21 protein-coding genes are annotated in these 21,258 nt (G+C 67.6%); 7 read left to right on the forward strand and 14 right to left on the reverse strand.

Translation table 11 applies throughout. From position 1 onward, the window contains the following. Window positions 1–50: 50 nt before the first annotated feature. The 3 genes from BKK81_RS17030 to BKK81_RS17040 form a co-directional block, all read right to left on the reverse strand. Window positions 51–1,019, reverse strand: a complete 969-nt coding sequence (locus tag BKK81_RS17030) for a 4-hydroxy-tetrahydrodipicolinate synthase family protein (protein ID WP_083384143.1) — start codon at window positions 1,017–1,019, stop codon at window positions 51–53. Further along, the gene (locus BKK81_RS17035; protein ID WP_071015377.1) at window positions 1,006–1,341 is read right to left on the reverse strand and encodes a hypothetical protein; all 336 of its coding nucleotides are present in this window, start codon (window positions 1,339–1,341) and stop codon (window positions 1,006–1,008) included. Before BKK81_RS17035 ends, BKK81_RS17030 begins: the two co-directional genes overlap by 14 nt. A gap of 176 nt (window positions 1,342–1,517) precedes the next feature. After that, window positions 1,518–2,321, reverse strand: a complete 804-nt coding sequence (locus BKK81_RS17040) for a TorF family putative porin (protein ID WP_071016577.1) — start codon at window positions 2,319–2,321, stop codon at window positions 1,518–1,520. 376 nt (window positions 2,322–2,697) lie between these two features. On the opposite strand from BKK81_RS17040, the gene BKK81_RS17045 reads away from it, so the two are divergent. The 5 genes from BKK81_RS17045 (at window position 2,698) to BKK81_RS17065 (ending at window position 7,520) form a co-directional block, all read left to right on the forward strand. Then, window positions 2,698–3,822: a Re/Si-specific NAD(P)(+) transhydrogenase subunit alpha gene (locus tag BKK81_RS17045; protein WP_071015380.1), complete on the forward strand. Its 1,125-nt coding sequence runs from the start codon at window positions 2,698–2,700 to the stop codon at window positions 3,820–3,822. Between the two features lie 98 nt (window positions 3,823–3,920). Then, window positions 3,921–4,283 (forward strand): aspartate 1-decarboxylase, encoded by a 363-nt coding sequence (gene panD / locus BKK81_RS17050; RefSeq protein ID WP_071015386.1) that lies wholly within the window; start codon window positions 3,921–3,923, stop codon window positions 4,281–4,283. A gap of 197 nt (window positions 4,284–4,480) precedes the next feature. Then, window positions 4,481–4,813, forward strand: a complete 333-nt coding sequence (locus BKK81_RS17055) for an NAD(P) transhydrogenase subunit alpha (RefSeq protein ID WP_071015388.1) — start codon at window positions 4,481–4,483, stop codon at window positions 4,811–4,813. Continuing rightward, on the forward strand, window positions 4,810–6,282 hold the full coding sequence (locus tag BKK81_RS17060; protein WP_071015390.1) for an NAD(P)(+) transhydrogenase (Re/Si-specific) subunit beta: 1,473 nt from the start codon (window positions 4,810–4,812) through the stop codon (window positions 6,280–6,282). Before BKK81_RS17055 ends, BKK81_RS17060 begins: the two co-directional genes overlap by 4 nt. Before the next feature lie 191 nt (window positions 6,283–6,473). Beyond that, window positions 6,474–7,520, forward strand: coding sequence for a response regulator (locus tag BKK81_RS17065; RefSeq protein WP_071015393.1), 1,047 nt, complete (start codon window positions 6,474–6,476; stop codon window positions 7,518–7,520). 37 nt (window positions 7,521–7,557) lie between these two features. On the opposite strand, the gene BKK81_RS17070 is transcribed toward BKK81_RS17065, so the two are convergent. From BKK81_RS17070 to BKK81_RS17110, 9 genes are all read right to left on the reverse strand, one after another. Continuing rightward, window positions 7,558–8,802 carry a THUMP domain-containing class I SAM-dependent RNA methyltransferase gene (locus BKK81_RS17070; RefSeq protein ID WP_071015395.1) on the reverse strand — a complete coding sequence of 415 codons (1,245 nt, stop codon included), beginning with the start codon at window positions 8,800–8,802 and terminating at the stop codon, window positions 7,558–7,560. A 126-nt stretch (window positions 8,803–8,928) separates the two neighbouring features. After that, a complete protein-coding gene (locus tag BKK81_RS17075) occupies window positions 8,929–9,534 on the reverse strand; it encodes a 2-hydroxychromene-2-carboxylate isomerase (protein WP_071015398.1) in 606 nt (201 codons plus the stop codon). A 110-nt stretch (window positions 9,535–9,644) separates the two neighbouring features. Next, window positions 9,645–10,067: a CopD family protein gene (locus tag BKK81_RS17080; RefSeq protein ID WP_071015401.1), complete on the reverse strand. Its 423-nt coding sequence runs from the start codon at window positions 10,065–10,067 to the stop codon at window positions 9,645–9,647. A gap of 90 nt (window positions 10,068–10,157) precedes the next feature. Beyond that, window positions 10,158–11,438, reverse strand: coding sequence for a glutamate-5-semialdehyde dehydrogenase (locus BKK81_RS17085; RefSeq protein ID WP_071015403.1), 1,281 nt, complete (start codon window positions 11,436–11,438; stop codon window positions 10,158–10,160). Between the two features lie 100 nt (window positions 11,439–11,538). Next, window positions 11,539–12,588 carry a DNA polymerase III subunit delta gene (gene holA, locus BKK81_RS17090; RefSeq protein ID WP_071015406.1) on the reverse strand — a complete coding sequence of 350 codons (1,050 nt, stop codon included), beginning with the start codon at window positions 12,586–12,588 and terminating at the stop codon, window positions 11,539–11,541. A gap of 28 nt (window positions 12,589–12,616) precedes the next feature. Next, the gene (locus BKK81_RS17095; protein WP_071015408.1) at window positions 12,617–13,132 is read right to left on the reverse strand and encodes an LPS-assembly lipoprotein LptE; all 516 of its coding nucleotides are present in this window, start codon (window positions 13,130–13,132) and stop codon (window positions 12,617–12,619) included. A 35-nt stretch (window positions 13,133–13,167) separates the two neighbouring features. Continuing rightward, on the reverse strand, window positions 13,168–15,786 hold the full coding sequence (leuS, locus tag BKK81_RS17100; RefSeq protein WP_071015411.1) for a leucine--tRNA ligase: 2,619 nt from the start codon (window positions 15,784–15,786) through the stop codon (window positions 13,168–13,170). Window positions 15,787–15,970: 184 nt separating this feature from the next. Further along, on the reverse strand, window positions 15,971–16,768 hold the full coding sequence (gene dapB / locus BKK81_RS17105; RefSeq protein WP_071015413.1) for a 4-hydroxy-tetrahydrodipicolinate reductase: 798 nt from the start codon (window positions 16,766–16,768) through the stop codon (window positions 15,971–15,973). Window positions 16,769–16,881: 113 nt separating this feature from the next. After that, window positions 16,882–17,496 (reverse strand): outer membrane protein assembly factor BamE, encoded by a 615-nt coding sequence (locus BKK81_RS17110; protein WP_071015416.1) that lies wholly within the window; start codon window positions 17,494–17,496, stop codon window positions 16,882–16,884. A gap of 186 nt (window positions 17,497–17,682) precedes the next feature. Here BKK81_RS17110 and fur point away from each other — a divergent pair, with 186 nt between their 5' ends. Beyond that, a complete protein-coding gene (gene fur / locus BKK81_RS17115; RefSeq protein ID WP_071015419.1) occupies window positions 17,683–18,114 on the forward strand; it encodes a ferric iron uptake transcriptional regulator in 432 nt (143 codons plus the stop codon). Window positions 18,115–18,217: 103 nt separating this feature from the next. Here fur and BKK81_RS17120 read toward each other — a convergent pair whose 3' ends face one another. Then, window positions 18,218–19,198, reverse strand: coding sequence for a LysR family transcriptional regulator (locus BKK81_RS17120; RefSeq protein ID WP_071015421.1), 981 nt, complete (start codon window positions 19,196–19,198; stop codon window positions 18,218–18,220). Window positions 19,199–19,496: 298 nt separating this feature from the next. On the opposite strand from BKK81_RS17120, the gene BKK81_RS17125 reads away from it, so the two are divergent. After that, entirely contained in the window at window positions 19,497–20,099 is a 603-nt protein-coding gene (locus BKK81_RS17125) for a flavin reductase family protein (protein WP_071015424.1), read from the forward strand. 94 nt (window positions 20,100–20,193) lie between these two features. Here the strand turns inward: BKK81_RS17125 and gap are convergent, their stop codons facing one another. After that, window positions 20,194–21,192: a type I glyceraldehyde-3-phosphate dehydrogenase gene (gap, locus tag BKK81_RS17130; RefSeq protein WP_071015427.1), complete on the reverse strand. Its 999-nt coding sequence runs from the start codon at window positions 21,190–21,192 to the stop codon at window positions 20,194–20,196. Window positions 21,193–21,258 lie beyond the last annotated feature (66 nt).

Consider the following 21,258-nt stretch of genomic DNA (forward strand, 5'->3'; position numbering starts at 1 on the left):
GCATTTTACCGGTTGCCGGGGCATCATGCAGGAAGGCAGCGGCGACCGCTTCAAGCCGGCAGGCCTGCCAGGGCCTGCTCGAGCGCCTTGACCAGGCCCGCGCTGGCAGGCTGCAGCGGGCGCCGCACTTCCGCGCGCACCAGCCCGCACAGCGCCAGCGCGGCCTTCACCGGGACCGGATTGGGCTCGGAGAACAGCAGGCCGACCAGCGGCTGCAGTTGCGCGAACAAGGCGCGGGCCGCTTCGTGGTGTCCGCTGCGCACCAGCCGCGCAAGCCGCACGAACAGGTCGGGACGCACGTGGGCCGAAGCCGGCACGGCGCCGGCGCCGCCGGCCAGCAGGTGCACCAGCATGGCGGCATCCTCGCCGCAGAAGACGTCGAGCGGTGCAGTGCCGGCGCCGCCGAGCGCCTGCGCTTCGCACTGCTTGATGGCAACGATGCGGGGGTGCACGGCGAGCCGGGCGATAAGCGGCGCCGACAGGCTGCAGCCGGTGCGCCCGGGTACGTTATAGAGCATCAGCGGGCGCCAGGTGGCAGCGGCCACCTGCTCGAAATGCCAGGCCATGCCGGCATCGCCGACACGCAGGTAGTAGGGCGGCGGCACCAGGTAGCCGGCCACGTCGCAGCGGTCCAGCTGGCGCACCTGCTCGCACACGGCGGCGGTATCCACGCCGCCCACGCCGGCCATCACGGGCACGGCGCCGTCGAGTGCCTGCGTGACGGCCGCCACCAGCGCGAGGCGCTCCCATGGGCGCAGCAGGCCGCCCTCCCCGGTCGTGCCGAGCAGGATCAGTCCGTCGACGCCCGCCTCCGCGTAATGCAAGGCCAGGCGCTGCGCGCACGCCAGGTCGAGCTCACCGGCGTGCAGCGGCGTCACCATCGGCAGCCACAGGCCGTGCGCCAGCGCCCGGCTGCGCGCGGCCGCCGGCGCTTCGCGCCCGGCGGCCGGGCCGTCGTCGCCAGCGCCGCTGACATGGCACGCAGGGGCCGATCCGGTCTCCGCCTCAGTGCGCCACATGGTCGGGCTCCAGCGCCGTCGTCACACCGAACTCGGCCTCGGGCAGCGCCGCCATGATGGCGTGCATGGCCGCGTCGCGCCCGCCGCGCGCCACCTCCACATGCAGCGTGGCCAGGCCGTGGCGATGATCGACCTCGACCACGTAGACGCGCGCCAGCCCGCCGATCGCACGGTGCAGGGACTGGCGCAAGGCATGCACCTGCGCCGAGGCCAGCGCCAGCCGCAAGCGGATCCAGCTGCCGGGCTGCTTGTCCGTCTCGGCCGCGAGGCGGGGCGCAGGAGCAAGCGCAGGCGCTGCAGCCTGGCTGGCGGCATGGCGCATGGAACGGCGTCGGGGCACGGCGGCAAAGGCCGCGGCTAGGCTTGGCTGTCGCATGGATGGCTGGCCCGCGCTGGGCGGGTCGTCTGTTGGAGTGATTCCATGCTAAGGACGGCGGCCTCAAATTGATGCAGGTTTGGCGTGCTCGCGCGTCAACATGCCGTAAAGATCAGAAAAAGTCAGAAGCTCTTGGTGAGCGAGGCCCAGGCGGTGGCGCGGCCCACGTAGCGCCCGCTGGTATTGGTGTACACCGAGCGGTTCGCGTTGGTGTCGATGTACGCCACCGCCAGCGAGAAGCCCTTGCCCAGGTCCTTGGTCAGCCCCACCTTCCAGTCCGTATACGACGCGTCCGTCACGTGCTGCACCTTCTGGTAGCCCACGTGCGCGTTGAACGTCAGGTCCCAGAAATTCAGCGGCACGTTCGCCGACAGGTCGATGTAGAAACTGTTCTTGCTGTCGTTGAAACCGAACAGGTTGGTCAGCGCGTGCGAGTACTTCAGGAACACCGGGCCGCTGCCGATCCCGCCGTACAGCTCCGTCGTGTGCGGCCGCGTGAAGCCCGTCGGGTAGTCGCCCGGGTAGTAGTACTGCAGCACCCCCACGTCATAGTTCCAGTCCAGCCCCGCCAGCGCGAAGGTGTTCTTGAAGCCGCCGTAGAAGTCCATCTCGATCGGCGCCGACACCTGCGAGCTGCTGTCCGAGAGCCAGCTGATGTTCGAGTTCCAGTTGCCCACGTAGAAACCGCTCTCGTGCGCGTAGTCGAAGCCCCCCTGGATCGCCGGATGGCGGTTGGTCTGCATCAGCCCGCGGTAGCGGTACTCGGTGGCCAGCGTCACATTGGCCGTGAACGTGTGCGGCGACGCCGGTGCCGCGTCCGCTGCCGGCGCGGCCGCCGCCGGTGCGGGCGTGGCTGCCGCGTCGCCGCTGCTCTGCGCAAAAGTGCCCGTGGCACCCAGGCAACCGGCCGCCAGCAGGCCGGCCATGGCGGCGCGCCGCGCCGAAGGAAGGAAGAAAGACGTCATCTGCAAGCTCCGAGAAATCCCGGCACATGCCTTGTGGTTGCGCCGGAAGCGCCACTGCCGCGCGCGTGATGCCGCGTCCAAGTGGCGCAGGCGCAACGATACGGAGCAGCGCCTCAAATCGGCGTCAAGATTGGCTGGCGCGGCGAAGTCTTTCGATAAAGGCTGAATGTGCGCTCATTACTACGTCTGCAATCCCCGACCGATGCGTCACCATTGAGCGTCAGATTCCTGTAAGCTGCGGCAAAATTGTGCGCTGCGGCCGGTCGCCGGCAGAGCGCAACGGGCCAGGCAATCCGCCCGCCAACAGAATGGAAGCCAGCCAAAGGAGAAATTGACGATGCACATCGGCATCCCGCAGGAGACGCGGGCAGGTGAGACGCGCGTCGCCGCTACGCCGGAGACGGTCAAGAAGTACCTGGCGCAGGGCCACCAGGTCACGGTCCAGGCGGAGGCTGGTGTGCGCGCCAGCCAGCCGGACGCAGCCTACGAGGCGCTCGGCGCCCGCATCGGCACTGCCGCCGAGGCGCTCGGCGCCGAGCTGGTGCTCAAGGTGCGCGCACCGGACGACGCCGAGCGCGCGCAGATGAAGCCCGGCGCGATACTGGTGGGCATGCTCAATCCCTTCGACGCAGACAACAACGCGCGCATGGCTACGGCGGGCCTGACCGCCTTCGCGCTGGAAGCCGCGCCGCGCACCACGCGCGCCCAGAGCATGGACGTGCTGTCCTCGCAGGCCAATATCGCCGGCTACAAGGCCGTGCTGGAAGCGGCCCACCACTACCAGCGCTTCATGCCGATGCTGATGACCGCGGCCGGCACCGTGAAGGCAGCGCGCGTGCTGATCCTCGGCGCCGGCGTGGCCGGGCTGCAGGCCATCGCGACGGCCAAGCGGCTGGGCGCGGTGATCGAGGCCTCCGACGTGCGGCCCGCGGTCAAGGAGCAGATCGAATCGCTGGGCGCCAAGTTCCTCGACGTGCCCTTCCTCACCGACGAAGAGCGCGAGATCGCCCAAGGCGTGGGCGGCTATGCGCGCCCGATGCCGGCCGACTGGATGCGCCGCCAGGCCGAACTGGTGCACGAACGCGCCCGGCAGGCCGACATCGTCATCACCACCGCGCTGATCCCCGGGCGCGCGGCGCCGGTGCTGCTCAAGGAAGACACCGTGCAGCAGATGAAGCCCGGCTCCGTGGTGGTGGACCTGGCGGCGGCGCAGGGCGGCAACTGCCCGCTGACGGTGCCCGACCAGGTGGTGCAGCGCCACGGCGTCACGCTGGTGGGCCACACCAACCTGGCCAGCATGGTGGCGGCCGACGCGTCCGCCCTGTACGCGCGCAACGTGCTTGACTTCCTCAAGCTGATCGTCGACAAGGAAGGCAAGCCGGTGATCGACCTGTCTGACGACATCGTCGCCGCCTGCCTGATGTGCAAGGGCGGCGAGGTCGTGCGCCAGTCGGCATCCTGAGCTTTTCCACGGCCCTGCGGGGCCCTCTCCCGGTCCCGGCGCCGCGCGCTGCGCGCAGGCGCGCCGGACCTGCATCAACCAAGAAGGACGTATCACCCATGCAACGCATCATGCTCCGCGCCAAGCTGCACCGTGTCACCGTGACGCAGGCGGACCTGAACTACGAAGGCTCGTGCGGCATCGACCAGGACCTGCTCGACGCGGCCGACATGAAGGAATTCGAGAAGATCGAGCTGTACAACGTCAACAACGGCGAGCGCTTCTCGACCTACATCATCAAGGGCGAGCGCGGCAGCGGCGAAATCTCGCTGAACGGCGCCGCCGCGCGCCGCGCGCACCTGGGCGACCAGCTCATCATCTGCACCTATGCGCCGATGAGCGACGAAGAGATCGCCAGCTACAAGCCCAAGGTCATCCTGGTCAACGAGAAGAACGCGATCAAGGAAATCAAGAAGATCTGAGGCCGCCGGCCCATGCCCAGCCTCGCCCCGCATCCCGCCCATGCCAGCCGCACGGCATGGCGCGGGCGACCCGCGGGCCGGGGCGGCGCGCCGCCCTGGCGCGCTGCGCCGCACCGGCCGCGCCGGTATTCGTGACGAGCCACAGCCCCACAACAATGAAGCGGTAGCACGGATTCAAGCAAACGGAGGAGAAGTCGATGGAGATGGTGAACCACACGGTGATCAACCTGATCATCTTCGTGCTGGCGATCTACGTGGGCTACCACGTGGTCTGGACGGTCACGCCGGCCCTGCACACGCCCCTGATGGCGGTGACCAATGCGATCTCGGCCATCATCATCGTCGGCGCCATGCTCGCCGCGGGCCTGACCGAAGGCATGGTCGGACGCACCATGGGCACGCTCGCCGTGGCCCTGGCCGCGGTCAACGTGTTCGGCGGCTTCCTGGTGACCCAGCGCATGCTGGAGATGTTCAAGAAGAAGGAGCCCAAGGCCAAGGCCGACACCAAGGGCAAGGAGGGCGCGCAATGAGCGGCCTCGTCAGCATGAACCTCGTCACCCTGCTCTACCTGCTCGCCTCGGTCTGCTTCATCCAGGCGCTCAAGGGGCTGTCCCACCCTGCCACGGCACGCCGCGGCAATGCCTTCGGCATGGCCGGCATGGCCATCGCCGCACTCACCACGGTGGCGCTGATCGCCAAGCTCAAGGCGGAGTTCCTCGCCGCCGGCGCGGCCCAGTCCTCGATCGCCACCGGCCTGGGCCTGATCCTGCTGTCCCTGGTGGTCGGCGGCGGCATCGGCGCCTATGTGGCGCGCAAGGTCGAGATGACCAAGATGCCCGAACTGGTGGCGGCGATGCACTCGCTGATCGGCCTGGCCGCGGTCTTCATCGCGGTGGCGGCGGTGGCCGAGCCGGCCGCCTTCGGCATCACGCCGCCGGAGTCGCACGAGATCCCGATGGGCAACCGCGTCGAGCTGTTCATCGGCTGCTTCGTCGGTGCCATCACCTTCTCCGGCTCGGTGATCGCCTTCGGCAAGCTGGCCGGACGCTACAAGTTCCGCCTGTTCCAGGGCGCGCCGGTGGTCTTCCCCGGCCAGCACTGGCTGAACCTGCTGCTGGCGCTGGCCATGGTCGGCTTCGGCGTCGGCTTCTTCCTGACGCAGGCCTGGCTGCCCTTCCTGGTGATGCTGGCGCTCGCCTTCGTGCTCGGCGTGATGATCATCATCCCGATCGGCGGTGCCGACATGCCGGTGGTGGTGTCGATGCTGAACTCGTACTCGGGCTGGGCCGCGGCCGGCATCGGCTTCTCGCTGAACAACCCGATGCTGATCATCGCGGGCTCGCTGGTGGGCTCCTCCGGCGCCATCCTCTCGTACATCATGTGCCGGGCGATGAACCGCTCGTTCTTCAACGTGATCCTGGGCGGCTTCGGCGGCGACGCCTCGGCCGTTTCGGCCGGCGGCGCCCAGGCGCAGCGCAACGTCAAGTCCGGCTCGGCCGACGACGCGGCCTTCCTGATGGGCAACGCCGAGACCGTGATCATCGTGCCCGGCTACGGCCTGGCGGTGGCGCGCGCCCAGCACGCGCTGAAGGAGTTGACCGAGATGCTTTCGGAGAAGGGGGTCACGGTCAAGTACGCGATCCACCCGGTAGCCGGGCGCATGCCGGGTCACATGAACGTGCTGCTGGCCGAGGCGGAAGTGCCCTACGACCAGGTCTTCGAGATGGAAGACATCAACAGCGAGTTCGGCCAGGCCGACGTGGTGCTGGTGCTCGGGGCCAACGACGTGGTCAACCCGGCGGCCAAGACCGACCCGAACTCGCCGATCGCCGGCATGCCGATCCTGGAGGCATACAAGGCCAAGACCATCATCGTCAACAAGCGCTCGATGGCGGCCGGCTACGCCGGCCTGGACAACGAGCTGTTCTACATGGACAAGACCATGATGGTGTTCGGCGACGCCAAGAAGGTGGTCGAGGACATGGTCAAGGCGGTCTGAGCGGCGCCGGCGGCGCGTGCGGCCGCCGAGGCCGCCGGCATGCCCGTGCACGGGTCGTGCCGGCGGCACACGTTTGCGCGGGTTCGCGGGCGCGCTATACTGCCTTGCCATCGAGGCTCGCGCGCGCCCGGCTGTGCCTCGGAAGCCGAACCCCTTGCCTGCCGTGCGGCCCGCACGGCCGCCGAACCGCCATGACATTCAGCCAGCACGACCGGAGCCTGTCGGTCTTCCACCACCCGATCCTGACGGTCCTGGTGGACGACAGCAAGTCGTTCATCGACAGCTTGGCCTTCCAGATGGATGCCTCGCGCGCCGTGGTGTCCTTCACCGATCCGCGCGAGGCGCTGCAGTGGATCCGTGATGCCTACACGAGCCGCTTCCCGGGCTTCCTGCCGGTGCGCGTGACGCACGACGACCTGACCTTCCTCAGCGAGCGGCGCACCGTGCAGCTCGATGTCGACCGCATCTACCGCCAGATCCACGACATCCACCGCTTCCTGCAGCCGGGGGTGGTGGTGGTCGACTACTCGATGCCGCAGATGGACGGGCTGAGCTTCTGCCAGGCCTTGCAGGACCTGCCGTGCAAGACCATCCTGCTGACCGGGACGGCCGACGAAAGCATCGCGGTCGAGGGCTTCAACCACGGCCTGATCGACCGCTACGTCAAGAAGCACGAAAGCAATATGGTGGGACGCCTGTGCAAGGAGATCGATGCACTGCAGCAACAGTACTTCGCCGTGCTGTCGCGCACGCTGCGCGACCTGCTGACGCGCCACTCGTACTCCTTCCTGTCGGACCCTGCGGTGGCCGACAGGGTGCGGCAGATTGCCGCACGCTACAACTTTGTCGAGTATTACCTCTACCCCAACCCGGTCGGCATCCTGATGCTGACGGCGCAGGGCCAGGCCACGCTGATGGTCATCGAGACCCAGGCCGGCCTGATGAGCCAGGTCGAGTCGGCCGAGGCCTACGATGCGCCGGCGCCGCTGGTCGAGGGCCTGCGCGAGGGCCGCATCGTCCCGTTCTTCTGGCCCGGCAATGGCATGTTCACCCCGGCCTGCATCGACTGGGAGCAGTACTGCCTGCCTGCCGAGCGCTGCGAAGGCCGCGAGACCTATTACTACGCCCTGTTCGACCTGCCACGCCACCTGCTGCAGGAACCGGTGGTCAGCTACCAGTCATTCCTGGCCGATTTCGCGCGCGACCCGGACGCACTGACCGGCCGCAAGCGCGACTGAGCCTGCCGCCCGGGCGCGCTTTCCCTGGCGCAATGGACTAGGCGCTGCGGTTGCCGCCGCGCACCATGTCGAAACGGAACAACCGGCACTCGATATTGCCGTTGTACAGCGGGGTGCGGCGCGATTCCTTCAGTCGCAGCCGCCGCGGCAGGCTCAGGTCGCCGGTGAAGATCCAGGCCTGCCAGCCGGCGAACTGCTGCTTGAGCGTGGCGGCGAAGGCGGCCGCGAACTGGTCGGCCGCCGCTTCCTCCGCCTCGTCGCGCGGCAAGACCTCTTCCGGCTGGCGCCGCGCGCCGCGCACGGCGATACGCTCGCCATAGGGCGGATTCATCAGCAGCAGGCCCGGCTCGGCGAACGGCGGCTGGGTATGGCGGGCATCGACCTGCTTCAGGCGTGCCTCGCCGGGTAGGCCGGCGCGCTGCCAGTTCGCCTGTGCCATCGCCAGCATGTCCGTGGAAATATCGCTGCCGGCGATCTGCAGCCCGTCGCCGCCGGCCAGCATGCGCGCGCGCTGCGCATCGGCCTTCAACGCCTGCCAGGCCTTGCCGTCCAGGCCCTTGAGCCATTCGAAGGCGAAGCTGCGGCTGGCGCCCGGCGCCAGGCCCAGTGCAACCTGCGCCGCCTCGACCATGAAGGTGCCGCTGCCGCACATCGGGTCGTAGAAGGGCCGCGCGGTGTGGCCGGGCACCCAGCCAGCCAGGCGCAGGATGCCGGCCGCGAGGTTCTCCTTCAGCGGTGCCTCGCCCTTTTCCATGCGCCAGCCGCGCTTGAACAGCGGCTCGCCGGAGGTGTCGAGGTAGAGCGTGCAGTCGCGCTCGGTCAGGTGGGCGTAGATGCGTACGTCCGGACTGGCGGTGTCGACACTGGGCCGCCCCCCCAGGCGTTCCCGCATCGCGTCGCAGATGCCGTCCTTGACCCGCAGCGCAGCGAAGTTCAGGCTGCGCAGCGGTGACTTGTTGGAGGTCACGTCCACGCGCAGGGTCTCATCCGGCGAGAACCACTGCTCCCAGCGCTGGGCCCGCGCCAGTGCATAGACGTCATCCTCGTGCCGGTAGCCGCGCGCGGCCACGCGCATCAGCACGCGGCTGGCGATGCGCGAATGCAGGTTGACGGCATAGGCGGCCGCCGGCACGCCGGAGAATTCGACCCCGCCCGCCACCTCGCGGTGCACCTGGAACGGCGCGACCGAGGCAATGCCTGGGCGCGCCGCGATCTCGCGCAACTCGTCGGCGAGGGCGGTCTCGAGGCCACGCGGGCAAGGGGCGAAGAAGGCTTGGGTCATGAGGTTCCTGCAAAGAAGAAAAGCGCCGCCGGCGGACAGCGCCGGCGCAAATGAAAACGTCCGCCAGGGCGGACGGTAGCACACCCGCGCCGCCTGTGCGCCGCCGGTGGACATGGGACGGAGCGATCAGCCGGCCGCCAGCGCGCGGTCGAGGAAATCGAGCCGGTCCTGGCCCCAGAACGATTCGCCCTCGTAGACATACCAGGGGGCACCGAACACGCCGGCCGAGATCGCGTCCTGGGTATGCTGGGCATAGGCTGCCTGCACGGCCTGGGCCTCGCTGGCCTTGAGCAGGGCCGCGCCGTCGAGCCCGGCCTCGCCGGCGATCTGCGCCAGCGTGGCACCATCGGCGATATTGCGCTGCTCGGCCCACACCGCACGGCCGATGGCGCCGGTCAGGTCCATCGCGCGCGCGGTACCGTGCGCGAGCTGGGTGGCGATGATCAGCCTGGCTGCGGCGTCGCCCGACACCGGGAAGAAGGTCGGCTGCAGGTTCAGCGGCATGCCCAGATAACGGCTCCAGCGTTCCAGCTCGACCAGGCGATAGGCCTGGCGCTGCGGCGGGCGCTGGGCAAGCGGCAGGCCGCCGGAGACGGCGAAGACCTTGCCCAGGTCACAGGGCTTGAGGTTGACCTGGACGCCGTGCCGCGCCGCGATGGCGGCGAAGCGCTCGTGGCCGAGGTAGACGAAAGGCGAAGGGGCGGTGAAGTAGTAGTCGACCTGCTTGCTCATCGGGTTGGTCTCGCTAAGTCATGCACCGGGCCCGTGGGCACCGGCGGGTTCGTACAGCTGGCTGCAAGGGTATCAGGGCGGGATGACAGGCGACCGCGCGGCGGCCGCTCTCAGAAGGGCTTCACCACCACCAGGATCACCACCGCCAGCAGCACCAGCACCGGCAGTTCGTTGAACCAGCGGTAAAAGGTGTGCGAGCGGGTATTGCGACCCGCCTCGAACTTGCGCAGCAGCACATCGCAGCCGTGGTGGTAGCCGATCAGGACCAGCACCAGTGCGAGCTTGGTGTGCATCCAGCCCTGGCCGGGCCCGCGCCCGATGCCGTAGCCGAGATAGAGCCACAGGCCGAACACCAGCGCCGGCACCGCCAGCATGGTCATGAAGCGGTACAGCTTGCGTGCCATCAGCAGCAGCCGCTGCAGGGCGGCCGCGTCGGTTTCCATCGCCAGGTTGACGAAGATGCGCGGCAGGTAGAACAGGCCGGCGAACCAGGAGACGACGAAGACGATATGCAGCGCTTTGACCCAGAGCATCGGCAGGCGTGAGTTATCGGTTGGAGATGAAGAAGTCCGCGGCGGCGGGGCAGCGGACCGGTGGGCCGGCGCGGCGCCGGCCGCCCTGCCTCAGGTGCGGATCTCGCCGTGGCCGAACACCACGTACTTGAGCGAAGTCAGGCCTTCCAGTCCAACCGGGCCGCGCGCATGCAGCTTGTCGTTGGAGATGCCGATCTCCGCGCCCAGGCCGTACTCGAAGCCGTCGGCGAAACGGGTCGAGGCATTGATCATCACGCTGGCCGAATCCACCTCGCGCAGGAAGCGCAGGCCGGTGGAGTAATTCTCGGTGATGATGGAATCGGTGTGCGCCGAACCGTAGGTATTGATGTGCTCGATGGCGGCATCTACGTCGTCGACGGTGCGGATCGCCAGCACCGGCGCCAGGTACTCGAGCCGCCAGTCTTCGTCGGTGGCATTGACCAGGCCGGAGAAGCCGGCGGCCTCCAGCGTCGCGCGCGTGTCGGCGCACACGCGCAGCTCCACACCCTTGTCCTGATAGATGCGGCACAGCGGCGGCAGCACGGTGGCGGCGATATCGCGCGCCACCAGCAGCGTTTCCATCGTGTTGCACGGCGCATAGCGCTGCGTCTTGGCGTTGTCGCAGACGCGCACCGCCTTCTCGACATCGGCATCGACGTCGATGAAGACGTGGCAGATGCCGTCCAGGTGCTTGATCATCGGCACGCGCGCTTCCTGCATCAGGCGCGCGATCAGGCTCTTGCCGCCGCGCGGCACGATCACGTCGACGTATTCCGTCATGGTGATCATCCGGCCGACCGCTGCGCGGTCGGTGGTCTCGATCACCTGCACGGCCTCGGCCGGGAGGCCGGCCGCGGCCAGCCCCTCTGCCACCAGCCGGGCCAGCGCGGTATTGGATTCGATCGCCTCCGAACCGCCGCGCAGGATGGTGGCATTGCCGGATTTCAGGCACAGCGCCGCCGCATCGATGGTGACGTTGGGACGCGACTCGTAGATGATGCCGATCACGCCCAGCGGCACGCGCATCTGGCCGACCTGGATGCCGGTCGGGCGGAACTTCATATTGCTGATCTCGCCGATCGGGTCCGGCAGCGCGGCGATCTGCTCGAGGCCGGCGGCCATGGTGGCGATGGCCTTGTCCGACAGCGTCAGGCGGTCGACGAAGGCGGCGTCCTGGCCATTGGCGCGCGCACGCTCGACGTCGCGCGCGTTGACGGCCTTGAGCTGCTCGGCGTCGCGGCGGATGGCCGCGGCGATGGTCAGCAGCGCGCGGTTCTTGTCGGCGGTACTGGCGCGCGCCATCGCGCGCGAAGCGGCGCGGGCCTGGCGGCCGACGCGGTCCATGTAGAGGTTGAGATCGAGCTCGTTCATATGTCTGGCCGGGGCGTCCCCTGCCCTCAATGCTTGTCTTCTAATACCTGGAGTCGGTGCGCCGGCGCGTCGCCCGCGCCAGCCGGGCATGGCGCCGCGGCTAGCGCGCGATCATCAGCGCGAGCTGCTGCAGGCCATCCCAGGGTTCGGCCGGCAGCGGCTCGCCCGGACCGGGCAGCAGGCCCTTGACCTGGCGGTCCAGCCGCGCGGCCAGCGCCAGCGCCGCCTCCAGCCGGGCCATCGATAACCGTTGTGCGGCCTGCGGCGCGAGCTTCTCGCGCGCACCCCAGATGCGCAGCTCGCGTGCCAGCACGGCGGCGGGCTTGCCTGCCGCCAGTCCTTGCCGGAGCTTGGATAATACGCGAATTTCCTCGGCCAGCGCCCATAGCACCAGCACCGTCGCCTCGCCCTCGCCGCGCAGCCCTTCGAGCATGCGCACCAGGCGCGGCACATCGCCGGCCAGCATGGCCTCGGACAACTTGAAGACGTCGTAGCGCGCCACATTGAGCACGGCGTCGTGGACCTGCTCGAAGCTCAGCTCACCGGCCGGATAGAGCAGGCCCAGCTTCTGGATCTCCTGGTGGGCCGCCAGCAGGTTGCCTTCGACCTTGTCGGCGATGAACTGCAGCGCGCGCCGGCCGGGTTCACCGCCCTCCACCCGCTGCTGCTGCAAGGCCAGCCGTTCACCGATCCAGGCCGGCAGGCGCGCGCGGTCCACCATGTCGACCTTGACCGAGACGCCGGCGCCTTCGAGCGCCTGGAACCAGGCCGACTTGGCCGCGGCGAAATCCAGGCGCGGCAGCGTCACCAGCAGCAGCACATCCGGCGACGACTGGGCCGCGACCGCGCGCAAGGCCTCGCCACCGTCCTTGCCCGGCTTGCCGGACGGGATGCGCAGCTCGACCACCTTGCGGTCGCCGAACAGCGACATCGACTGCTGCGCCTCGGTCAGCTGGCTCCAGTGGAAACCGCGCTCGGCCACCAGCACGTCGCGCTCGGTGAAGCCGCTCTCGCGCGCAGCGCGGCGCAGCCGGTCCACGGCCTCGAGCACTAGCAGGTGCTCGTCGCCGTGCACCACGTAGAGCGGGGCCAGCCCCTTGCTCTTGGCCTGGCGCAGGTGCGCTTCGAGGGCGTCTGGCTTGATCTGCATGCCTTGCGTGCGCCGCGGACGGCCCCGCTCAGAGCGACTTGACCGACGCCAGGCGGCGGATCAGCTGCTGCACGATATCGCTCTGCATGTCGCGGTAGAGCTGCTGCTCCTCGTAGTCCTTGGCCAGCGTGTTCGCCTCGTTGTAGGTCAGGTCGCGCGTCAACATCATCTGCGAGGGCGCGATCAGTTCCTTGCCGTCGGCGCCGCGCAGGCGGAAGGTGAAGCGCTGCGTCAGGCGGTATTCGCGCACCACGCCGGCGGTGGTCAGCGACAGCACGGTCTTGACGCGCGAGTCCTGCAGCACGTCGAGCAGGGCGTCGGCCTGCTTCGGATCGTCGACGACGACGGTGTCGGAGCCACCGCGGATGGTGCGACGCAGCTCTGCGCCCATCGGCGAATTGGCCGGAATTCCAACGTACAGCCGCTTGAAGGCGAAATCGCTCTGGCCGCGCAGGTGGAAGCCGCAGCCGCCCAGCAGGCCGGCGGCGGCGCCGGCGAGGATCAGGGCGAGCGCCTTGCGGCGGGACGGGCTCGGGCTATCCATGTCGTTGACGTTCCTTGGAAGATAGGCGGCGCCGCTTACAGCACCACGTTGACCAGGCGGCCCGGCACCACGACGATCTTCTTCGGCGCGGCACCGGCGGCGAACTTCGCCACCGTCTCGCTGGCTGCCGCGGCCGCCTCGATGGCGGCGCGATCGGCACCTGCCGGCACCACGATGCTGCCGCGGACCTTGCCATTGACCTGCAGGACCAGTTCGATCTCGCTCAGCACCAGCGCCGACTCGTCGACCTGCGGCCAGGGTGCATCGAGCAGGTCGCCGGCGGACGCGGCGTAGCCCAGTTCCTGCCACAGCACATGGGTGACGTGGGGCACCACCGGATAGAGCGCGCGCAGCAGGATGCCGAAGCACTCGCGGCGCGCCGCGGGCGAAGCCGCCTTGGCGTCCTCCAGCGCGTTCAGCATCTTCATGGTGGCGGACACCACGGTGTTGTACTGGATGCGCTGGTAATCGTAGTTGGCCTGCTTGAGCACGCTGTGGATCTCGCGGCGCAGCGCGCGGTCGGCTTCCGCCGTCTCCCTGCCGTCGGCGCGGATGGCCTCGGCATGCGCATGGCCGTAGGCCCAGACGCGGCGCAGGAAGCGCGATGCGCCTTCCACGCCGGAGCCGCTCCATTCGAGCTGCTGCTCGGGAGGTGCGGCGAACATCACGAACAGGCGCGCGGTATCGGCGCCATACTGGTCGATCAGCGCCTGCGGGTCGATGCCGTTGTTCTTCGACTTCGACATCTTCTCCACGCCACCGATCACCACCGGCTGGCCGTCGGCCTTCAGCGTGGCGCCGAGCGGGCGACCGCGCTCGTCGGTCTGCAGGTCGACGTCGGCGGGGTTGTACCAGGTCTTCTTGCCGGACGCATCCTCGCGGTAGAAGGTCTCGTTGAGCACCATGCCCTGGGTCAGCAGGTTGGTGAACGGCTCGTCGAACTTGACCAGGCCCAGGTCACGCATGACCTTGGTCCAGAAGCGCGCGTACAGCAGGTGCAGGATCGCGTGCTCGATGCCGCCGATGTACTGGTCCATCGGCATCCAGTAATCGTTGCGCGCGTCGACCATGGTGGCTGCGTCCGGGCAGGTGTAGCGCATGTAGTACCAGCACGAGTCGATGAAGGTGTCCATCGTGTCGGTCTCGCGCCGCGCCGGCTTGCCGCAGGACGGGCAACTGCAGTTGAGGAAGCGCGGGTCCTTGGCCAGCGGATTGCCGCTGCCGTCCGGCACCAGGTCTTCCGGCAGCACCACCGGCAGGTCCTTCTCGGGCACCGGCACCACGCCGCAGCTCTCGCAGTGGATCAGCGGGATCGGCGTGCCCCAGTAGCGCTGGCGCGAAATGCCCCAGTCGCGCAGGCGCCAGGTGATCTTCTTCTCGCCCAGGCCCTGCGCCGCCAGGTCGGCCGCGATGGCGTCGACGGCGGCTTCGTAGCCCAGGCCGTCGTACTTGCCGCTGTGGATGCAGCGGCCATGTTCCTTGTCGCCGTACCACTCGGCCCAGGCCTCGGTCGAATACGCCTGGGCCTTGACGTCGATCACCTGCTTGATCGGCAGGCCGTACTTGCGCGCGAAGGCGAAATCGCGCTCATCGTGCGCCGGCACGCCCATCACGGCACCGTCGCCATAGCTCATCAGCACGTAGTTGCCGACCCAGACGTCGACCGGCTCGCCGGTCAGCGGGTGGGTGACCTGCAGGCCGGTCGGCATGCCCTTCTTTTCCATGGTCGCCATGTCGGCTTCCATCACCGAGCCGCGCTTGCACTCCTCGATGAACGCCGCCAGCTCGGGATTGCCCGCGGCGGCATGGGTCGCCAGCGGGTGCTCAGCGGCCACCGCGCAGAAGGTCACGCCCATGATGGTGTCGGCGCGCGTGGTGAACACGTACAACTTGCCGTCATTGATAGGCTTGCCGTCGTCGCCGGGGATGCTGTGCGGGAAGGCAAAGCGCACGCCGGAGCTCTTGCCGATCCAGTTCTGCTGCATCAGCTTGACGCGCTCGGGCCAGCCCAGGTCGTCCAGGTCGCTCAGCAGTTCCTGCGCGTAGTCGGTGATGCGCAGGTAGTACATGGGGATCTCGCGCTTCTCCACCAGCGCGCCCGAACGCCAGCCGCGCCCGTCGATGACCTGCTCGTTGGCCAGCACGGTCTGGTCGACCGGGTCCCAGTTGACGGTGCCGGTCTTGCGGTAGGCAATGCCCTTTTCCAGCATCTTCAGGAACAGCCACTGGTTCCAGCGGTAGTAGTCCGGGCTGCAGGTGGCAACCTCGCGCGACCAGTCGATGGCCAGGCCCATCGACTGCATCTGCTTCTTCATGTACGCGATGTTGTCATAGGTCCAGGCAGCCGGCGCCACGCCGTTGTTCAGGGCGGCGTTCTCGGCGGGCATGCCGAAGGCATCCCATCCCATCGGCATCAGCACGTTATGGCCGTTCATGCGCAGGTAGCGCGCCATCACGTCGTTGATGGTGTAGTTGCGCACGTGGCCCATGTGCAGCTTGCCCGACGGATACGGCAGCATCGAGCAGGCGTAGAACTTCGACTTCTCCTTGCCGTCGGCGCCCTTCGCATGCTCCGAGACGCGGTAGGCGTCGATGGCTTGCCAGTGCTGCTGGGCGGCTTGTTCAACGGCGGAGGGAAGATATTTGTCTTGCATGGTCAGGACGGCGATCTGGGCGGCGCCCGGCTGCGGGCCGGCGCTGGCGTGCGCGGATGGTGGAAACGTAAGCGGCGGGCGGCCTGGCGGCGCCCGCCTCGATCTGGTGCTGCGAATGCTGCGAATGCGAAAGGCCGATTATAACCGTCGGCCAACCCACAGCGGCCGGCCGGGGTCCCGCGCCTTACTTCAGGCCCAGCACGTCCTGCATGTCGAACATGCCGCTGGCCTTGTCGGCCAGGAAACGCGCCGCGCGCACCGCACCGTCCGCGTAGGACTGGCGGCTCGACGACTTGTGGCTGATTTCGATGCGCTCGCCGATGCCGGCGAACATGACGGTATGATCGCCGACGATGTCGCCGCCGCGCACGGTGGCGAAACCGATCGAGTCCGGATCGCGCTCGCCGGTGTGGCCTTCGCGCGCGAACACGCCGCAGGTCTTGAGGTCGCGCCCGAGCGCCTTGGCCACCACTTCGCCCATGGCCAGCGCCGTGCCGGAGGGCGCATCGACCTTGAAGCGATGATGGGCTTCGATGATCTCGATGTCGTAACCGGTCGACAGCAGCCTGGCCGCCACGTCGAGCAGCTTGAAGGTGGCGTTCACGCCCACGCTCATATTGGCGGAAAAGACGATGCCGACGGCCTTGGCGCCCTCGGCCAGCGCGGCCTTGCCGGACTCGTCGAAACCTGTCGTGCCCACCACCATCTTGACGCCCAGGCGCTTGGCCACTTCGAGGTGGGCCAGAGTGCCTTCAGGACGGGTGAAATCGATCAGGCAGTCGGCACGCGACAGCACCGCCTCGATGTCGGAGGCGATCTGCACGCCGGTCTGGCGGCCCAGGAAAAGGCCGGCATCCTGGCCCAGCGCGGCCGCGCCCGGCACGTCCAGCGCGCCGGCCAGTTCGACCCCGTCGGTGTTCAGCACATGTTCGATCAGCATGCGGCCCATGCGGCCGGACGCCCCAGCGATAGCGATTTGCATAGCGATATCAGGATGCAAGGAAGATGCCGTCACGCCCCCGCCGCGAAGCGCGCGGCGGACGGGTGGCGGGAAATGGGCGGTGCGGCAGCGCGCCCGCGCCCAGGGAAGACGGCTCAGTTGGCCGGTTTGCCGGCGGCGGCGTCGGCCGACAGCGCGGAAGCGGCGGAGGCGTCCGCCTGCGGCTGTGCCGCGGCAGGTGCAGCCGCCGGGGCGCTGGCGGCGGTCTGCGGCGCGGCCGCCGCCGGCGCGGAAGCGGCGGCTTCGGTACTTTGGCTGAAACTGATCTTGCCGGGGGTCTGCTCCTTCAGTGCCTTCTTCATGCCGTCGATCTCCGCGATCAGCTCGTACTCGGAGGGCAGGTCGTCACCCCCGAACTTGACCAGCTTGTCGCCGTCGAAGAACACCGTGTAGCGGCGCTGCTGCACCACCGGCGTGTTGCCGCGGCGGAACGAGAAGACATAGTCCCAGCGGTCCGTGTGGAAGACATCGGTCAGCAGTGGCGTGCCGAGCAGGAACTTGACCTGGTCGCGCGTCATGCCTTCGTGCAATTGCGCCGCCGCCTCGCGCGAAACGAAGTTGCCCTGGACGATGTTGATCCGGTACGGCGTGATCAGGTTGGTCAGCTTGCGGGAAGTCGTGTCGTAGGTCGAGCAGGCGGCAAGCAGCATCGAGGCCAGCAGCGTGATGGCCAGCGTCGGGCGAACGGCAGACGGAGGGAAAGAACGCATGTGTCTCGCTTCGGGTAACAGGGAAATGTGCCGAATCCGGCGTGCCAGGCCGTCCGGGACGGCCACGTGTGCCGTGGCGCGCATTGCCGCACGGCCAGGGCTGGCGCGGGTACGCCAGGGCGACTTTTGTCGCCAAAACCCTTATGATTCAAGAATCCACACATTGTACTCTAGGGAGTCCAGCCTATGCCGAGTCCGGCGGACCTCAAAAACATCGGCCTCAAAGCAACCGTCCCCCGCCTCAAGATCCTGGAGATCTTCCAGACCAGCGAGGAACGCCACCTGAGCGCGGAAGACGTCTATCGCATCCTGCTGAGCGAGCACATGGACATCGGCCTGGCAACCGTGTACCGGGTGCTGACGCAGTTCGAGCAGGCAGGCCTGCTGTCGCGCAACAACTTCGAGTCCGGCAAGGCCATCTTCGAGTTGAACGAAGGCAAGCACCACGACCATCTGGTGTGCCTGGACTGCGGTCGCGTCGAGGAATTCTTCGACTCGGAAATCGAGCAGCGCCAGCAGAGCATCGCGCGCGAACGGGGCTTCGCGCTGCAGGAACACGCGCTGTCCCTGTACGGCAACTGCACCAAGACCGATTGCCCGCACCGTACCAAGCGCTGACCTTCCCAAGGTAGGAGCGCGGTGCTGGCGGCCGCGCGGATCGCAAGAAAAAACCGGCGCCTGACGCCGGTTTTTTCTTAGCCAAGCCAGACGGGCAACCCCTTTAGAGGTCCTGCTCGGCAACCGCCGGCGTGCCCTGCTGCGGCGCCGGCAGGCTCTCGAACTCGCCCACCACCTGGCGGAACAGGCCGCGCGCCCAGACCAGCATCGGATGCGTGTTGCGGCTGCGGTGCCAGAACATATTGAGGCCCAGCGTGGTGTTGATCTCCGCCGGCAGCGGGAAGGCCTTCAGGCCGTAGGTCTCGCAGGCCATGTCCTTGGTCAGGGCGTTGACCGTGAAGATCATGTCCGTCTGCGCTGCCAGTTCTGCCTGCGCACGCCAGGAATGCACAGTCAGCGTGGCATTGCGCTTGAGGCCGCGCTGCTGCAGTGCATAGTCGAGCGGGATCAGCGAGGGCGCGGCACGGCCGGTCGAACCGGATGGCGCCATGAATATGTGGCTGCAATCCAGATACTGGTCGAGCGTGCAGCCGCCCTTCAGCACCGGATGCTGGCTGCGCGCGCAGACCCACAGGTTCAGCGAACTGACCATCTCCTCGACGATTTCCGGATGGCGCGTCGGATACGGCGAGAAAGCCAGGTCCAGCTCGTTCGCTCGCATCGCGGCGATGTCGGCCTCCCAGGAATGGGACTCCACCAGGCGCAGGTGCAGGTCCGGCGCGAGTTGCTTGACGCGCAGCACGAAGCGATTGAAAACCGTGTCGCCAAGTTCGGCGGAAAAACCGATATGCAGCGTACCGGTGGCGATGCCCGGATCGAAATTGTCCGCGTCACCCTCGTTGATCGAGGTCCACAGGTCCAGCATGTCGCGGATTTTCGGCCCCAGTTCCAGGGCGCGTGGCGTCGGCGTGAGGCCGTGCGGCACACGGATGAAAAGCGGATCGTCGAAGATTTCGCGCAGACGACCCAGCGAATGCGAAACCGCTGGCGCCGTCATATGCATCTTTTCGGCGACATAGGTTGCGTTCCGCTTGCTCAGCAGCTCGGTGAAAATCACCAGCAGCTTGGTGTCAACGTTCACCATGGTTGTGCCCGGCTCGGTTCCCTTTTTCCAGATGGCGGCCTCATTTACACGAGCTGCACATCAGATATCAATAAATCAATGTAAACACTGGCAGTGTAAGTTGAATTTTCCACTCCGGAAAGCGGATTTCGCATTCTGAACGTCGAGAAAACCCTGCTTTGGTAGGGATAATATCTTTTCTGTTACGGACATAAGTCTGGAACGGCACCCCGACGCCTGCCGGCGCTGCGCAATATAATGCGCGAAGCGCGGCAAGCCAGCCCGGACCGGCAGCCGCCCTCCCTGCCCGACGACCACCATGCCCAGCCACCGCCACCCCGTTGAACTCGCCAAGGCCTACCGACTGTTGAACCATGGCCCCACGGTGCTGGTCAGTGCTGCAGCCGGAGGCCGTCGCAATATCATGGCCGCCGCCTGGGCCATGCCACTCGACTTCGCCCCGCCCAAGGTCGCCGTGGTGCTCGACAAGAGCACGTGGACGCGGGAGCTGCTGGAGGACAGCGGTGAGTTCGCCCTCCAGGTCCCCACGCGCGCCCAGGTCGACCTGACCCAGGCACTCGGTTCGAGCAGCGGGCGCGAACTGGTCGAGCGCGACGGCGCCGACAAGTTCGAAACCTATGGCCTGGCAAGCTTCGCCGTGGCGGAAACCAGCGCGCCGCTGCTGGAGGGCTGCGCGGCCTGGCTGGCCTGCCGCCTGCTGCCCGAGCCCGCCATCCAGCAGCGCTACGACCTGTTCCTGGGGGAAGTCGTGGCGGCCTGGGCGGATGCCCGCGTATTCAGCAAGGGCCGCTGGCATTTCGAAGGGCATGATGCGCTGCGCACCATCCATCATGTGGCCGGCGGACATTTCCTGCTCGACGGTGATGCGATCGATGCGCGTCCCCTGCCCGGCCGGACATGAGTCACGTGCCAGGCACGTCCAACGAAAAACGCGCCCGAGGGCGCGTTTTTCGTTGGACGGCGGCCGCGATGGGCCGCCCCGGGGGCGATGATGCTTACTTCGCCACCACGCGGACCATCTCCAGCACCTTGTTGGAGTAGCCCCACTCATTGTCGTACCAGCTCACGACCTTGATGAAGGTGCCGTCCAGCGCGATACCGGCCTCGGCGTCGAAAATCGAGGTACGGGCGTCACCGCGGAAGTCGGTGGCAACCACCTTGTCCTCGGTGTAGCCCAGCACGCCCTTCAGCGCGCCCTGGCTCTGGGCCTTCATTTCGGCGCAGATCTCGGCGTAGGTCGCGGCCTTGTCCAGCTCGACGGTCAGGTCGACCACCGAGACGTCGGAGGTCGGCACACGGAACGACATGCCGGTCAGCTTCTTGTTCAGCTCGGGGATCACCACGCCAACGGCCTTGGCTGCGCCGGTCGACGACGGGATGATGTTCTCCAGGATGCCGCGGCCGCCGCGCCAGTCCTTGTTGGACGGGCCGTCGACGGTCTTCTGGGTGGCGGTGGCAGCGTGCACGGTGGTCATCAGGCCACGCTTGATGCCCCACTTGTCGTTCAGCACCTTGGCGACCGGCGCCAGGCAGTTGGTGGTGCAGGAGGCGTTCGAGATGATCGCCTCGCCCTTGTAGGTCTTGTCGTTGACGCCGAAGACGAACATCGGGGTGTCGTCCTTCGACGGTGCCGACATGATCACCTTCTTGGCGCCCGCATCGATGTGTTTCTGCGCGCCTTCCTTGGTCAGGAAGATGCCGGTGGATTCGACCACCACGTCGGCGCCGATCTCGTCCCACTTCAGTTCGGCCGGATCCTTGACCGCGGTCAGGCGGATCTTCTTGCCATTGACGACCAGGGTGTTGCCCTCGACCGACACCTCGCCGTCGAAGCGGCCGTGCACCGAGTCGTACTTCAGCATGTACGCCAGGTAGTCGGGTTCCAGCAGGTCATTGATGCCGACGACTTCGATGTCGTTGAAGTTGGCGACGGCGGCACGGAACACCATGCGCCCGATACGGCCGAAGCCGTTGATGCCGATCTTGATGGTCATTGTCACTCTCCTGAAATACCTGATCGATGAATGCGACGTGGCCGCCGCGCCTGCCCGGCGGGCGGC

Source organism: Cupriavidus sp. USMAHM13, assembly GCF_001854285.1.
In the GTDB taxonomy this organism is placed as follows: Bacteria; Pseudomonadota; Gammaproteobacteria; order Burkholderiales; family Burkholderiaceae; genus Cupriavidus; species Cupriavidus malaysiensis.

Coding starts and splice junctions, on each gene's coding strand:
- leuS (WP_071015411.1), bottom strand. CDS start 15,786: ATGCAAGACAAATATCTTCCCTCCGCCGTTGAACAAGCCGCCCAGCAG.
- panD (WP_071015386.1), top strand. CDS start 3,921: ATGCAACGCATCATGCTCCGCGCCAAGCTGCACCGTGTCACCGTGACG.
- BKK81_RS17065 (WP_071015393.1), top strand. CDS start 6,474: ATGACATTCAGCCAGCACGACCGGAGCCTGTCGGTCTTCCACCACCCG.
- BKK81_RS17070 (WP_071015395.1), bottom strand. CDS start 8,802: ATGACCCAAGCCTTCTTCGCCCCTTGCCCGCGTGGCCTCGAGACCGCC.
- BKK81_RS17030 (WP_083384143.1), bottom strand. CDS start 1,019: ATGTGGCGCACTGAGGCGGAGACCGGATCGGCCCCTGCGTGCCATGTC.
- fur (WP_071015419.1), top strand. CDS start 17,683: ATGCCGAGTCCGGCGGACCTCAAAAACATCGGCCTCAAAGCAACCGTC.
- BKK81_RS17040 (WP_071016577.1), bottom strand. CDS start 2,321: ATGGCCGGCCTGCTGGCGGCCGGTTGCCTGGGTGCCACGGGCACTTTT.
- BKK81_RS17075 (WP_071015398.1), bottom strand. CDS start 9,534: ATGAGCAAGCAGGTCGACTACTACTTCACCGCCCCTTCGCCTTTCGTC.
- dapB (WP_071015413.1), bottom strand. CDS start 16,768: ATGCAAATCGCTATCGCTGGGGCGTCCGGCCGCATGGGCCGCATGCTG.
- holA (WP_071015406.1), bottom strand. CDS start 12,588: ATGCAGATCAAGCCAGACGCCCTCGAAGCGCACCTGCGCCAGGCCAAG.
- BKK81_RS17095 (WP_071015408.1), bottom strand. CDS start 13,132: ATGGATAGCCCGAGCCCGTCCCGCCGCAAGGCGCTCGCCCTGATCCTC.
- BKK81_RS17120 (WP_071015421.1), bottom strand. CDS start 19,198: ATGGTGAACGTTGACACCAAGCTGCTGGTGATTTTCACCGAGCTGCTG.
- BKK81_RS17045 (WP_071015380.1), top strand. CDS start 2,698: ATGCACATCGGCATCCCGCAGGAGACGCGGGCAGGTGAGACGCGCGTC.
- BKK81_RS17125 (WP_071015424.1), top strand. CDS start 19,497: ATGCCCAGCCACCGCCACCCCGTTGAACTCGCCAAGGCCTACCGACTG.
- BKK81_RS17085 (WP_071015403.1), bottom strand. CDS start 11,438: ATGAACGAGCTCGATCTCAACCTCTACATGGACCGCGTCGGCCGCCAG.
- gap (WP_071015427.1), bottom strand. CDS start 21,192: ATGACCATCAAGATCGGCATCAACGGCTTCGGCCGTATCGGGCGCATG.
- BKK81_RS17110 (WP_071015416.1), bottom strand. CDS start 17,496: ATGCGTTCTTTCCCTCCGTCTGCCGTTCGCCCGACGCTGGCCATCACG.
- BKK81_RS17060 (WP_071015390.1), top strand. CDS start 4,810: ATGAGCGGCCTCGTCAGCATGAACCTCGTCACCCTGCTCTACCTGCTC.
- BKK81_RS17080 (WP_071015401.1), bottom strand. CDS start 10,067: ATGCTCTGGGTCAAAGCGCTGCATATCGTCTTCGTCGTCTCCTGGTTC.
- BKK81_RS17035 (WP_071015377.1), bottom strand. CDS start 1,341: ATGCGCCATGCCGCCAGCCAGGCTGCAGCGCCTGCGCTTGCTCCTGCG.
- BKK81_RS17055 (WP_071015388.1), top strand. CDS start 4,481: ATGGAGATGGTGAACCACACGGTGATCAACCTGATCATCTTCGTGCTG.